The 13,161-nt window shown below is 71.8% G+C and carries 9 protein-coding genes; 6 read left to right on the top strand and 3 right to left on the bottom strand.

Features of this window, described 5'->3' with window-relative positions; translation table 11 throughout:
* Positions 1-39: 39 nt before the first annotated feature.
* Positions 40-1,179, bottom strand: a complete 1,140-nt coding sequence (locus tag BX266_RS08845; protein ID WP_099898348.1) for an esterase family protein — start codon at positions 1,177-1,179, stop codon at positions 40-42.
* Between the two features lie 211 nt (positions 1,180-1,390).
* A complete protein-coding gene (locus BX266_RS08840) occupies positions 1,391-3,703 on the bottom strand; it encodes a glycosyl hydrolase family 18 protein (protein WP_099898347.1) in 2,313 nt (770 codons plus the stop codon).
* Between the two features lie 275 nt (positions 3,704-3,978).
* Between BX266_RS08840 and BX266_RS08835 the strand changes: the two genes are divergently transcribed.
* From BX266_RS08835 to BX266_RS08825, 3 genes are all read left to right on the top strand, one after another.
* Positions 3,979-5,070, top strand: coding sequence for a HoxN/HupN/NixA family nickel/cobalt transporter (locus BX266_RS08835; protein ID WP_099898346.1), 1,092 nt, complete (start codon positions 3,979-3,981; stop codon positions 5,068-5,070).
* Between the two features lie 284 nt (positions 5,071-5,354).
* A complete protein-coding gene (locus BX266_RS08830) occupies positions 5,355-7,793 on the top strand; it encodes an endonuclease/exonuclease/phosphatase family protein (protein ID WP_399169267.1) in 2,439 nt (812 codons plus the stop codon).
* Between the two features lie 153 nt (positions 7,794-7,946).
* Entirely contained in the window at positions 7,947-9,605 is a 1,659-nt protein-coding gene (locus BX266_RS08825) for an FAD-binding dehydrogenase (protein WP_099898345.1), read from the top strand.
* 37 nt (positions 9,606-9,642) lie between these two features.
* On the opposite strand, the gene BX266_RS08820 is transcribed toward BX266_RS08825, so the two are convergent.
* Positions 9,643-10,143 (bottom strand): DinB family protein, encoded by a 501-nt coding sequence (locus BX266_RS08820; RefSeq protein WP_099898344.1) that lies wholly within the window; start codon positions 10,141-10,143, stop codon positions 9,643-9,645.
* A gap of 119 nt (positions 10,144-10,262) precedes the next feature.
* Between BX266_RS08820 and BX266_RS08815 the strand changes: the two genes are divergently transcribed.
* From BX266_RS08815 to BX266_RS08805, 3 genes are all read left to right on the top strand, one after another.
* Positions 10,263-11,024 carry an aminotransferase class IV gene (locus tag BX266_RS08815; RefSeq protein WP_099907596.1) on the top strand — a complete coding sequence of 254 codons (762 nt, stop codon included), beginning with the start codon at positions 10,263-10,265 and terminating at the stop codon, positions 11,022-11,024.
* A 121-nt stretch (positions 11,025-11,145) separates the two neighbouring features.
* A complete protein-coding gene (locus BX266_RS08810) occupies positions 11,146-12,759 on the top strand; it encodes a metallophosphoesterase family protein (protein WP_099898343.1) in 1,614 nt (537 codons plus the stop codon).
* 65 nt (positions 12,760-12,824) lie between these two features.
* Positions 12,825-13,157 carry a YnfA family protein gene (locus BX266_RS08805; protein ID WP_099898342.1) on the top strand — a complete coding sequence of 111 codons (333 nt, stop codon included), beginning with the start codon at positions 12,825-12,827 and terminating at the stop codon, positions 13,155-13,157.
* Positions 13,158-13,161: the final 4 nt, after the last annotated feature.

The raw sequence follows: 13,161 nt of genomic DNA, 5'->3' as shown, positions 1-13,161 counted from the left end.
CTCCGTGCGAGCGGGTGATCCGGGTCTCCTGACGGCGGGTCAGGACGCGTCGGCGCCGCTCGGGGCGGGCCGGCCGAGCCGGCTGCCGAGCCAGCTGAGGGCCGGCGGGATCTCCCGGGTCCAGGTGTGGAAGTTGTGGCCGCCGGAGTCCAGCGTGATGGTGGACAGCCGGGTGGGTGCCCGGAACGCGGCGACCATCTGCTGGGTGGCCGGGTAGTTCTCCTCGTTGCGGCTGGTGGCGAGCAGCAGCGAGACGGGCGGGGCGGGATGGTTCTGCAGCCGCCAGAGCAGGTCGTTGTCCTGCTTGACCTGCGCGCTGCCGCCGAACAGGTCGCCGGTGGTCGGGTCGTTGTGGACCTCGTAGTAGCCGGACAGCGAGATCGCCGAGCGGTACGAATCCGGCTTGCGCACCGCGAACTTGACGGCGCAGTAGCCGCCGGTGGAGTCGCCGATCACGGCCCGGGACTCGGGCCGGTCGTCGATCCGGTAGGCGCCGGCCATCGCCCGCGGCAGGTCCTCGGTGAAGTAGGTCTCCACCTGCGGGCCGTCGGGTACGTCCATGCACTCGGTATCGCGGTTGCCGACCAGGGTGGGCCGCATCATCACCAGCACCGTCGGCGGCAGCTGCTTGGCCTCGATGGCCTGCAGGGTGGACGCCGGGTACTGGAGCAGCGAGATCAGCTTCTCCGGCGTCCCCGGGTAGCCGGACAGGGCCAGCAGCATCGGGAACCGGGTGCCCGCGTAGGCCGGCTGGAAGTACTGCGGCGGCAGGTACACGTACGCCGGGGTGCCGGTCAGGCCGGAGCGGGCGCCGCGGATCTCCACCCGCTGGATCAGTCCGGAACGGTCCTGGGCGGAGCCCTGCGCCGAGTACATCTTCTGCTCGCCGGTGACGGTGACGGCCTTGGCGCCCGGCTGGTGGTCGACCACCTGGCCGGGGCTGCCGTCCAGGCCGAGCAGGTCGCTCCAGGTCGAGTAGAAGCCGAAGTAGGAGTTGGCGACCAGGCCCATCGCCACCAGCACGGCGACCTGGGTGGCGAGGAACGCGCCGATCCGGCCGAGCCACGCCCGCCAGCTGCGGCCGCCGAGCCGGGGCCACAGCCACATGGTGGCGACGAAGGCGGCGACTGCCACGAGGACGGCGATCAACTGCAGCGGAAGTCCGGTCAGGCTTGGCACCTGATGATCGTAAGGTACGCATTCATGAATCTCCCAGGCGGCTCCCAGCACCCTCACGGATTGCCCAAGGACGGTTCAAGCGCACCCCAAACCACCAGCGGGAAGCGGAACGAGGCGCTCCCAGGAACGTCGGGCCGCCCGAGCGGTGAAGGGCGACGGCCCGCCGCACCCATGGGGAAGGTGCGGCGGGCCGTCGGTCCGTGGCGGGGCGTCAGCCCAGGCTGTTGTAGATCGAGTTCAGCAGGGTGGAGGAGTCGTCGTCGTTCTCCAGCGCGAAGGCGAACATGCCGCCCAGGCCCTTGGACTTGGCGTACGCGGCGCGGGCCTGGATGGCCTGCGGGTTGTCGCCGGTCCAGAAGTTGGTGCCGTCGTAGACCCAGGTGGACTCGGTGACCGGGTCCCAGTGGGTGTTCTGGGCGGTGAGGGTCAGCTCGCGCCAGCTGGCCAGGCCGGCCTCCTGGCTGCCGGGCTTGGCGGGGGTGGCGCCGGTCGCGGTCTGGTAGAGGCCGAAGTTGTTGCCGGCCTGGACGCCGGTCCAGCCGCGCCAGTAGAACGGGACCCCGAGGATGATCTTGTTGGCGGGGAAGCCGCCGGCGATGCCGTACTCGGGCAGTCCGGTGGTGTAGGCCGCCAGCGTGGTGTCCACGTTGTACTTGCGGGTGCCGGGGGCGATCGGCGTGGTCGGGTCGGCCGGGCTGTCGTGCAGCGGGTCCTGGAGGTTGGTCGGACCGGTGGCGTCCCAGGAGCCGTGCATGTCGTAGGTCATGATGTCGGCGTAGTCCAGGTACGCGCCGATCTTGTCGGTCTCGATGTACTGGATCTTGTCCTGGCCGGACGGCAGCGCCGCGGTGAGCAGGAACTTCTTGCCGACGGTGGCGCCGTAGCCGTCCAGCTGGCTGCGGAACTCGGCGAGCAGCGCGGTGAAGTTCTGCTTGTCGGCCGCGGAGTAGTGGTTGCCGGTGTGGCCGCCGGCCGAGCCCGGGTACTCCCAGTCGATGTCGATGCCGTCGAAGATGCCCGCCGCGCTGGCCGCGCCGCCGGAGGCGTCACCGGCGACGCCGGTCGGCAGGTTGCCCTTGAGGAACATGTCGATGCAGGAGGAGACCAGCTTCTTGCGCGAGGCGTCGGTGGCCGCCGCGTCGGAGAAGTACTTGGAGTAGGTCCAGCCGCCCAGTGACAGGGTGATCCGCAGGTTCGGGTTCTTCGCCTTCAGCTGGCGCAGCTGGTTGAAGTTGCCCTTCAGCGGCTGCTGCCAGTCGTCGGTGGAGCCGTCGACCGAGATGGCGCCCGAGTAGTCCATCTGGTAGTCGGCGTAGGCGTCGGCCGCGCCGTCGCCCGCGTTCGGGTTGTCCTCGTGCGAGGCGTCCGACGCCTTGACCGCCTCGAAGCAGTTCAGGTTGGTCGGGTGGATGTTCTCGAACGCGTAGGAGATCACGTCCAGCTTGGCGCCCGCGCCGGAGGTGTCGACGTTCTTCGGGTAGTAGGCGGCGTCGTACACCGACCACTGGTCGAAGTAGGCGGACTTCAGCGGCTTCGCGGTGCTCGCGGCGGCGGTCGAGGTGGTGACCGCGGCGGACTGCTGGGAGGCGTGGCCGGCCTTGTCGTACGCCTGCACGGTGAAGGTGTACGCGGTGTTCGGCAGCAGCGAGGAGATCGCGATGCCGGTGCCCATCGAGGTGCCGACCAGTTGGCCCTTCGACCAGACCTTGTAGCCGACGTAGTTGTCGGTGGAGTCGGTCGAGGCGTTCCACTTCAGCACCACCGCGTTGGAGGTGGCCCTGGTGACCGTCACCCCGCCCGGGACGGTGATCTTGCCGTCGCCGGCCGGGCCGTTGCCGGTGCCCGAGCTGGAGCTCGCGGACGGCGAGGGGGAGGCGGAGGTGGACGGGCTGGGGGAGGTGCTCCGCGAGGGGCTCGCCGAGGTGGACGGGCCGGCGCTCGCCGAGGCGGAGGCGGACGCCGACGGGGTGGTGCTGGTGGTCGCCGGTCCGGTCAGGGTGAGGTCGTCCGCCTGGTAGGCGCCGGTGCCGTACCAGCCGTGGGTGAACACCGTCACCGAGGTGGTGGACGCGCCGGTGGTGAAGCTGGTGCTCAGCTGGGTGTAAGCGGAGGCGTTCGGCGTCCAGGTGGAGGCGTTCACGCCGGTGCCGGTGGCGCCCAGGTAGACGTAGCTGCCCTTGACCCAACCCGCGAGCGTGTACTTGGTGTTGGGCTGGACGGTGACCGTCTGCTGGCACTGGCCGGTGTCCGAGGCGGTGGCGTTGCCGTTCAGCGCGTAGGAGCCGCCGTGCACGGGGGTGGTGACGACCGAGCCGTTGGTGCAGGTCCAGCCGGTCAGCGAGCCGGCCTCGAAGTCGGCGTTGCCGAGCAGGTTGACGGCGGCCGCCGAGGCGGTGCCGAGCGACAGGGCGAGCGCGGTGGAGCCGACCGTCATGGCGGCGGCCACCGCGAGGGCGCCGGCCCGCCGCCGGGAGGGGGCCCGGCGACGCGTCGACTCGGTTGCGGGCGTGGCCCGTTCAAGCATGGGAGGAACCTCCGGAGTAGTGGGGTTGTCCGGTAGGTGCGGCGGCCGTGGGGACCAGGTGGGAGCCTGCGCCCTAGATTGGACTGGACCAATCGTCCGGGTCAAGGATTTCGGCGCACGAACCGTCAGGAACCTTTCCTGTCACACCCGGCGGGCGGTGCGGATCCGTCGTCCGCCGTTGTGCGCCCCTGGCTCTCAGTTGCAAACAACTTGCAATTACAACCCGACAGAAGAAAGGATGGCCCAGCTCACAGCCTTGTTCGGAGGGAAGTCCCATGGCAGCGCCCAGCCGTCTGCGCGACCGGCTCACCCGGGAGGAGTGGATCCGGCTCGCCGGGATGGCCGGCTTCGTCCTGGCCCTGCACGTGGTGGGATGGTTCACCCTGCTGGCCGTCATCGCACCGAAGCACTACGACGTCGGCGGCCAGGTGTTCGGCGCCGGCATGGGCCTGACGGCCTACACCCTCGGCATGCGGCACGCCTTCGACGCGGACCACATCGCGGCCATCGACAACACCACCCGCAAGCTGATGGGCCAGGGCAAGCGCCCGCTCTCGGTGGGGTTCTGGTTCTCGCTCGGCCACTCCTCGATCGTGTTCGGCCTGTGCGCGCTGCTGGCGTTCGGGATCCGGTCGCTGGCCGGCCAGGTGGAGTCGGACGGGTCGACGCTGCACCAGGCGACCGGGCTGATCGGCGTGACGGTGTCCGGCACCTTCCTGGTGCTGATCGGCCTGATCAACCTGGGTGCGTTCAACGGCATCCTGAAGGTCTTCCGGCGGATGCGGCAGGGCGACTTCGACGAGGCGGAGCTGGAGCGCCAGCTCGACCGGCGCGGCTTCATGAACCGGATCCTCGGGCGGGTCACCCGCGCCGTCACCAAGCCGTGGCACATGTACCCGGTGGGCCTGCTGTTCGGCCTCGGCTTCGACACCGCGACGGAGGTCTCGCTGCTGGTGCTGGCCGGCGGCGCGGCCGCGTTCTCGCTGCCCTGGTACGCCCTGCTGGTGCTGCCGATCCTGTTCGCGGCGGGCATGAGCCTGCTGGACACCATCGACGGCTCGTTCATGAACTTCGCCTACGAGTGGGCGTTCTCCAAGCCGGTCCGCAAGATCTACTACAACCTGACGGTGACCGGCCTCTCGGTGGTGGTGGCCCTGGTGATCGGCGTGATCGAGCTGGTCGGCCTGCTCGCCGAGAAGCTGGAGATCACCGGCGGCCCGGTCGGCTGGATCGGCTCGCTGGACCTGAACCTGGTCGGCTACGTGATCGTCGGCCTGTTCGTGCTCACCTGGGCCGGCGCGATGGCGTTCTGGAAGTTCGGCCGGGTCGAGCAGAAGTGGAGCGCCGGCCTGCGCGAGCAGGCGTAGGCGCGGACGGTCCGTCAGGACGGAGCCGGCGAAGGGGCACCCTGCGGGTGCCCCTTTCGGCTGCCCGGGTCCCCGGCGGTAGCGAGAAGTTCACGTCGGGACCCTTGTCGCGTCAACTTCTACGCGCGTATCTTCGGGTCTGGATCTACGCGAGTAGCCGTCCAGGGGCGGACCGGGGACCCCGGACCGGCCCCGGCTACCAGCCTTCTGACGAACCCTCACACCACCCGGGCCGGCCAGCGAGCGCCCGGGCCATGGTCCTGCCACGAAGGAGCCCCGCAACGGTGCCCAGCCCCACCTCCGCCCGCCGCACCCGCCGCACGCTGCTGCGCGTCACCGCGCCGGCCGCGGTCGCCGCGTCCCTGGTCCTCGTCCCGCTGCCGGGCGCGGTCGCCGCGCCGTCCGCCGGCGCGGTGATCGCCGAGGTGTACGGCGGCGGCGGCAACTCCGGCGCGACGCTGAAGAACGACTTCATCGAGCTGGGCAACCCGTCCGGCGCGGCCTTCGGCCTGTCCGGCTACAGCGTGCAGTACCTGCCGGGCACCCCTGGCGCGAACAGCCAGTGGGGCGTCACCCCGCTGACCGGCTCGGTCGCCGCGGGCGGCCGCTACCTGATCGGCGAGGGCCCCGGCGCCGGCGGCACCGTCGACCTGCCGGCCGCGGACGCCGCCGGCACCCTGGCCCTGTCGGCGACCTCCGGAACCGTCGCGCTGGTCAACGGCACCGCCGCGCTGACCTGCAAGACCGCCGCGGACTGCGCCGCCGACCCGCGCATCGTCGACCTGGTGGGCTTCGGCACCGCCGTGGTCCGCGAGGCCAACCCGATCGCGGGCGCGTCCAACACCGCCTCGGTGGCCCGCCCGGCGTCGCTGGCCGACACCGACGACAACGCCAAGGACTTCGCGGCGGGCGACCCGACCCCGACCAACTCCAAGGGCGACAGCGCCGGCGGCGGCACCGGCGGCGGCACCACCCCGCCGACCCCGCCGGTCCCGGGCCCGCTGCGGATCCACGACATCCAGGGCACCACCCGGGTGTCGCCCAAGAACGGACAGACCGTCACCAACGTGCCCGGCGTGGTCACCGGCGTGCGCGGCTACGGCACCAAGGGCTTCTGGATCCAGGACACCGCCCCCGACGCCGACCCGGCCACCAGCGAGGGCGTGTTCGTCTACACCGGCTCCGCCACCCCGGCCGTCAAGGTCGGCGACTCGGTGCTGGTCACCGGCAAGGTCAGCGAGTACTACCCGAACAGCTCGGGCGGCTCGCAGTCGATCACCGAGCTGACCGCCCCGAAGGTCACCGTGCTGTCCTCCGGCAACCCGGCGCCCGCCCCCGTGGTGCTGGACGGCTCGAACATCCCGGCCGCCTACGCCCCGGACGCGGCCGGCGGCTCCATCGACGGCCTGACCCTGGACCCGTCCACGTACGCCCTCGACTTCTACGAGTCGCTGGAGGGCATGAACGTCCAGGTCGCCGACGTGCCGGTGGTGCAGGCCACCGACAAGTACAACGAGCTCTGGGTGGACGCGGTCGCCACCGACCCGCGCACCGAGCGCGGCGGCGTGGTCTACCTCGGCTACGACAAGCCGAACAACGGCCGGATCATGATCCAGTCGCTGCCGCCGCTGACCGAGCAGCCCTTCCCGGTCGCCAACGTCGGCGACGAGCTGACCGGCGCCACCGCCGGTCCGCTCGACTACAACCAGTTCGGCGGCTACACCATCGCCGCGAACACCGTCGGCGCGGTCCAGGACAACGGCCTGCAGCGCGAGGTCGTCGACCGCCAGCTGCCGAGCGAACTCTCCATCGCCACCTACAACGTGGAGAACCTCGACCCCAGCGACGGCGCCGAGAAGTTCGCCCAGCTCGCCCAGGGCATCGTCACCAACCTCGGCTCGCCCGACATCGTCGCCCTGGAGGAGATCCAGGACGACAACGGCGCGGTCAGCGACGGCACCGTGGACGCCTCGGCCACCGTGCAGACCTTCATCGACGCCATCAAGGCGGCCGGCGGCCCGTCCTACGACTGGCGCTCGATCAACCCCGAGGACGGCAAGGACGGCGGCGAGCCCGGCGGCAACATCCGTCAGGTGTTCCTGTTCAACCCCGACCGGGTGTCCTTCACCGACATCGCGGGCGGCGACGCCACCACCGCCGTGGACGTCACCGGCTCCGGCAAGCGCACCTCGCTGACCGCCTCGCCCGGCCGGATCGACCCCGGCAACGAGGCCTGGACCAGCAGCCGCAAGCCGCTGGTGGGCCAGTTCAGCTTCCACAACAAGCCGGTCTTCGTGATCGCCAACCACTTCAACAGCAAGGGCGGCGACCAGGGCATCGACAGCCGCTTCCAGGCCCCCACCCGCAGCTCCGAGGTGCAGCGCCAGAAGCAGGCCACCGTGGAGCAGGCGTTCGTCGCCAAGCTGCTGAACGCCGACCCGAACGCCCGGATCGTCTCGCTCGGCGACTTCAACGACTACCAGTTCTCGCCCGCGCTGCAGACCCTCACCGAGGACTGCGGCCTGCGCGACCTGGTCAACGACCTGCCCGAGGACCAGCGCTACTCCTACGTCTACCAGGGCAACTCGCAGGTGCTCGACCACATCCTGGTCAGCAACGCGTTCAAGCCGCAGCACGTCCGCTACGACGTGGTGCACATCAACAGCGAGTTCGCGTCCCAGGCCTCCGACCACGACCCGCAGGTGGTCCGGATCAAGCCCTGACGCCCCGTCGGCCGCCGCGCCCCCGTCCCGCCGCTCCGGCCGGGCGGGGGCGCGGCGCGTCCGACGCAGGTTACCGGTGGGTTGACCTGCGGACCCGCAGACCGGAGGATCATGGCACCCCGAACTCCGGAGCATCCTGGAAGGACCTCCCGCATGGCCTACGACGCCGACGTCATCGTGATCGGAGCGGGCCTCGCGGGCCTGGTCGCCACCGCCGAACTCGCCGACGCCGGACGGCGCGTCATCCTGCTCGACCAGGAGCCGGCCGGCTCGCTCGGGGGCCAGGCGCACTGGTCCTTCGGCGGCCTGTTCCTGGTCGACTCGCCCGAGCAGCGCCGGATGCGGATCAAGGACTCCCGCGAACTCGCCTGGCAGGACTGGCTCGGCACCGCCGGCTTCGACCGCGAGGAGGACGCCTGGCCGCGCCGCTGGGCCGAGGCGTACGTCGACTTCGCGGCCGGCGAGAAGCGCGCCTGGCTGCACGGCCAGGGCGTCCGGCTGTTCCCGGTGGTCGGCTGGGCCGAACGCGGCGGGCTGCTGGCCACCGGGCCCGGCAACTCCGTTCCGCGCTTCCACATCACCTGGGGCACCGGACCCGGCATCGTCGAGCCGTTCGCCCGCCGGGTCCGCGAGGCGGTCAAGGCCGGCCTGGTCGAGCTGCGCTTCCGGCACCGCGTCACCGGCCTGGCGGCGAGCGGCGGTTCGCTGGACACGGTGAGCGGCGAGGTGCTCGCGCCCAGCGCCGTGCAGCGCGGCGAGGCCAGCTCCCGCGAGGTCGCCGGACAGTTCGAACTGCGCGCGCAGGCCGTGGTGGTGGCCTCCGGCGGCATCGGCGGCAACCACGACAAGGTCCGGGCCGCCTGGCCGGAGCGGCTCGGCACCCCGCCCGCGAAGCTGCTCTCCGGTGTCCCCGCGCACGTCGACGGGCTGATGCTGGACGTGGCCTCGGCGGCCGGCGGCCGGCTGATCAACGGCGACCGGATGTGGCACTACACCGAGGGCATCGAGAACTGGAACCCGATCTGGGCCAAGCACGGCATCCGGATCCTGCCCGGCCCGTCCTCGCTCTGGCTGGACGCCACCGGACAGCGCCTCCCCGTCCCGCTGTTCCCCGGCTTCGACACCCTCGGCACCCTCGAACACATCATGACCACCGGGCACGACCACACCTGGTTCGTGCTCACCCAGAAGATCATCGAGAAGGAGTTCGCGCTCTCCGGCTCCGAGCAGAACCCCGACCTGACGGGCCGTTCGATCCGCGGCGTGCTCGGCCGCGCCCTGCCCGGCGCGACCGGCCCCGTCGAGGCCTTCAAGCAGCACGGCCCGGACTTCGTGGTCGCCGACACCCTGGACGAGCTGGTCCGCGGCATGAACGAGCGGCAGGGCGACGCGCCCGCGATCGACCCGGTCGAGCTGCGCCGCGAGATCGAGGCCCGCGACCGCGAGATCGCCAACCCGTTCAGCAAGGACCTCCAGGTCACCGCCGTCCACGGCGCCCGCCGCTACCTCGGCGACAAGCTGATCCGGACCGCCTCGCCGCACCGCCTGCTCGACCCGAAGGCCGGTCCGCTGATCGCCGTCCGCCTCAACATCCTCACCCGCAAGTCCCTCGGCGGGCTGGAGACCGACCTGGACTCCCGGGTGCTGCGCGCCGACGGCTCGGTGCTCGACGGCCTGTACGCGGCCGGCGAGGCGGCCGGCTTCGGCGGCGGCGGGATCCACGGCTACCGCTCGCTGGAGGGCACCTTCCTCGGCGGCTGCCTGTTCTCCGGCCGGGCGGCCGGCCGGGCCGCCGCGCAGGCCACCGCCTGAGCCGCCCCGGCGGCCGCCGCGGCAACCCCGGCGGCCGTCAGCGGCCGGTCACGCCGTCGATCTGCTCCCGCAGGATGTCGGCGTGGCCGGCGTGCCGGGCGGTCTCGCCGGTCATGTGGGCGAGCACCCAGCGGACCGAGAGCAGCTCCTCGCGGACCGGGACCGCGACCGGGCGGGAGAGGTCCGCGGACGCGGTGATCGCGGCGTCGCTGGCCGCGATCGCCTCCCGGTAGGCGGCGAGCACCTGCTCGGCGGAGACCTCCTCCGGCACGGCCATGCCGAAGTCGACGTCCTGGTACTGGGTCAGGCCCGCCACGTGGTGGCCGAACCAGTACCGCTCGGCGGCCGTCAGGTGCTGGACCAGGCCCAGCAGGTTGGTGCCGGTGTCGACCAGGACGCGGCGCAGCTGCTCCTCCGTCAGGCCGTCGGTCTTCTTCACGACGCACTCCCTGGCGAAGGTCAGGAAGGCCAGTGCGGTGGCCAGTTCGCCGCCGTCCTCGAAGGGGACGGCCTGGCGCTGGGTCTCGGTGGAAGTCATCCTGCGAACCTAACCCGCGCCCGGCGCACCTCGCACGGCGATTACCGTGCTGCGGCGATCCACCGTCGCACGGCGGGTTCCCGCGCGGGGACAATGGCGGGGTGAACAGTGGCGGCGCGGTGGCGGAGTTGGACGGTCGGCCGGTGACGGCGGCGCAGTTGCAGGCGTTGGCGCTGACCAACTACGGGCACTTCACCACCATGGTGGTGGAGGACGGCCGGGTGCGGGGGCTGGGGCTGCACCTGGCGCGGCTGGAGCGGGACTGCGCGGCGCTGTTCGGGGTCCGGCCGGATCTGGAGCGGATCCGGCAGTTCGCCCGGCGGCAGGCGCCGCCGGCGGGGGCGGTGACGGTGCGGGTGACGCTGTTCGACCCGGCGATCGACCTGGGGAGCATCGGCGGGAAGGCCGAGCCCGGCGTGCTGGTGACGGTCCGTCCGGCGGGGGGCGCGGCGGGGCCGCTGCGGGTGCGGACGGTGCGGTTCGAGCGGGAGCTGCCGGAGGTGAAGAGCGTGGCGCTGTTCGGGGTGCTGCGGCAGCGGCGGCTGGCCCAGCAGTCCGGGTTCGACGACGCGCTGTTCGTGGACGCGGACGGCGCGATCACCGAGGGCGGCACCTGGAACGTCGGGTTCCTGCGCGGCGGCGACCTGGTCTGGCCGCGCGGCGCGTACCTGGCGGGGACGGCGATGGCGCTGCTGCGCGGGGTCTGCGGCGGGGTCAAGGAGCGGGTCGGGCCGGAACTGGCGGGCATCGACGGGGTGTTCGCGACCAACGCGGCGGTCGGGGTGCGCCCGGTGGCGGCGGTGGACGGCCGGGAGTTCCCGGTGGACGGGGCGGCGCGGCTGCGGGAGGCGTACCTGGCGGTTCCGGGAGAGCCGCTGTAGCGGGCCTCCGGCACGGTTTTACCTGCTCATGGTCTGATCATGTGTTCGACCAGACCGACACGATGACGTTCGTTCACCGACCGGGCGGACGGCGGCCACCGGCCGCTGACAGTCTCCGCGCATGGATATCCCCAACATGGGCGTGCCCGCCAAGCTCGCCGCCCGGATGAGCATGGCGGAGCAGCACGAGTACCTCCGCAGCAAGCTGTCCCGCCGAACCCTGCTGCGCTCCGGCGCGGTGACGGTCGGCGCGATCGCGGTCGGCGGGGCGCTGGGCTCCGGCGCCGCGTCCGCCGCCCCGGCCGGCAGCACCGCGGACACGGTGACCGGCTCGCTGGTCGCACCGGTCGGCCGCCACCTGCAGTTCGGCGCCGAGGCCGACACCCAGATGCGGGTGTCCTGGCAGGTCCCGGCCCCGGTGAAGAAGCCGTTCCTGCGCTTCGGCCGGCACCCCTGGGACCTCAGCCACAAGATCGAGGCCGAGGTGCGCGCGCTGCACACCCCGGCGCTGACCGACGGGGGCACCCCCGTCGACCAGTACTACCTGCACGTCGAGCTGAACTGGCTCCAGCCCGGCACCACGTACTACTACGGCGTCGGCCACGAGGGCTTCGACCCGGCCGCGCAGCAGGCGATCTCCACCCTGCAGACCTTCACCACCGCGCCGTCCCGGGGCGGCCGCCACAACCGGCCGTTCGAGCCGTTCACCTTCACCGCCTTCGGCGACCAGGGCGTCAGCGCGCACGCGGCGGGCAACGACAACGTGATCCTGGCGCAGAAGCCGGTCTTCCACCTGCACGCCGGCGACATCTGCTACGCCGACCCGATGGGCCAGGGCCTGGACAGCGACAAGGTCGCGTTCAACGCGCTGACCTGGGACGCGTTCCTGGCGCAGACCGAGACGGTGGCCGCGAAGATCCCGTGGATGGTCTCCTACGGCAACCACGACATGGAGGCCTGGTACTCGCACAACGGGTACGGCGGCGACGACGCCCGCTTCACCCTGCCGACCAACGGCCCGGACCCGCGCACCGCGCCCGGCGTGTACTCCTTCACCTACGGCAACGTCGGCGTGATCTCGCTGGACGCCAACGACGTCTCGTACGAGATCCCGGTCAACTTCGGCTACACCAACGGCCGGCAGACCGCCTGGCTGGAGCGCAGGCTGCGCGAGCTGCGGGCCGACGAGGCGATCGACTTCGTGGTGGTCTTCTTCCACCACTGCGCCTTCTCCACCACCCACCAGCACGCCTCCGAGGGCGGGGTCCGCGAGGCCTGGGTGCCGCTGTTCGAGAAGTACCGGGTGGACCTGGTCATCAACGGCCACAACCACGTGTACGAGCGCACCGACGCGATCCTCGGCAACAAGGTCAACAAGGCGGTGCCGAGCGGCGCCACCGTCGACCCGGCCAAGGACGGCGTGGTCTACGTGACCGCCGGCGCCGCGGGCCGCAGCCTGTACTCCTTCGACGCCCCCGACACCTACGAGGGCCACGAGAACCACCAGGACGAGGTGGTCACCTACCACTTCGACAAGGGCGCCACCAAGGTCGTCGAGACCGTCGAGTGGTCGCGGGTCCGCTACACCGGCTACTCCTTCATCAAGGTGGACGTCACCCCCGCGCACCGCGGCGCGACCACCACCATGAAGGTCACCGCGCTGGCCGAGAACGGCGCCCGGATCGACCACTACTCGATCGCCCGCCGCGCGGGCCGCAGCGAGCGCGGTCACTGACGCCGCGCCGCGGCGCCCCGGACCCGATGCCGGCGGGTCCGGGGCGTCCTGGTTAGGGTTCCCGGGTGAGCACCGCCCGTTCGATCCTCTTGTTCGCCGTGGCCGCGCTGCTGGAGATCGGCGGCTGCTGGCTGGTCTGGCAGTCCGTCCGCGAGTCCCGGCCGTGGTGGCTGGCCGGGCTGGGCGTGCTCGCGCTCGGCCTGTACGGCTTCACCGCCGCCCTGCAGCCGGACGCGAACTTCGGCCGGGTGCTGGCCGCGTACGGCGGGGTGTTCGTGGCCGGGTCACTGCTGTGGGGCGTCGTGGTGGACGGCTTCCGCCCCACCCGCTGGGACGTGCTCGGCGCGCTGACCTGCCTGGCCGGCGTCGGCGTGATCATGTACGGGCCGCGCCGCTGAGGCG

Source organism: Streptomyces sp. TLI_171 (genome assembly GCF_003610255.1).
Classification (GTDB): domain Bacteria; phylum Actinomycetota; class Actinomycetes; order Streptomycetales; family Streptomycetaceae; genus Kitasatospora.
Note: the sequence above shows the minus strand (reverse complement) of the source record. Positions and strands in the feature narration are given on the sequence as shown.

What these genes read in the sequence shown, in the direction of transcription:
- BX266_RS08840 (WP_099898347.1), bottom strand. Translation starts at nt 3,703, where the DNA reads ATGCTTGAACGGGCCACGCCCGCAACCGAGTCGACGCGTCGCCGGGCC.
- BX266_RS08810 (WP_099898343.1), top strand. Translation starts at nt 11,146, where the DNA reads ATGGATATCCCCAACATGGGCGTGCCCGCCAAGCTCGCCGCCCGGATG.
- BX266_RS08820 (WP_099898344.1), bottom strand. Translation starts at nt 10,143, where the DNA reads ATGACTTCCACCGAGACCCAGCGCCAGGCCGTCCCCTTCGAGGACGGC.
- BX266_RS08825 (WP_099898345.1), top strand. Translation starts at nt 7,947, where the DNA reads ATGGCCTACGACGCCGACGTCATCGTGATCGGAGCGGGCCTCGCGGGC.
- BX266_RS08835 (WP_099898346.1), top strand. Translation starts at nt 3,979, where the DNA reads ATGGCAGCGCCCAGCCGTCTGCGCGACCGGCTCACCCGGGAGGAGTGG.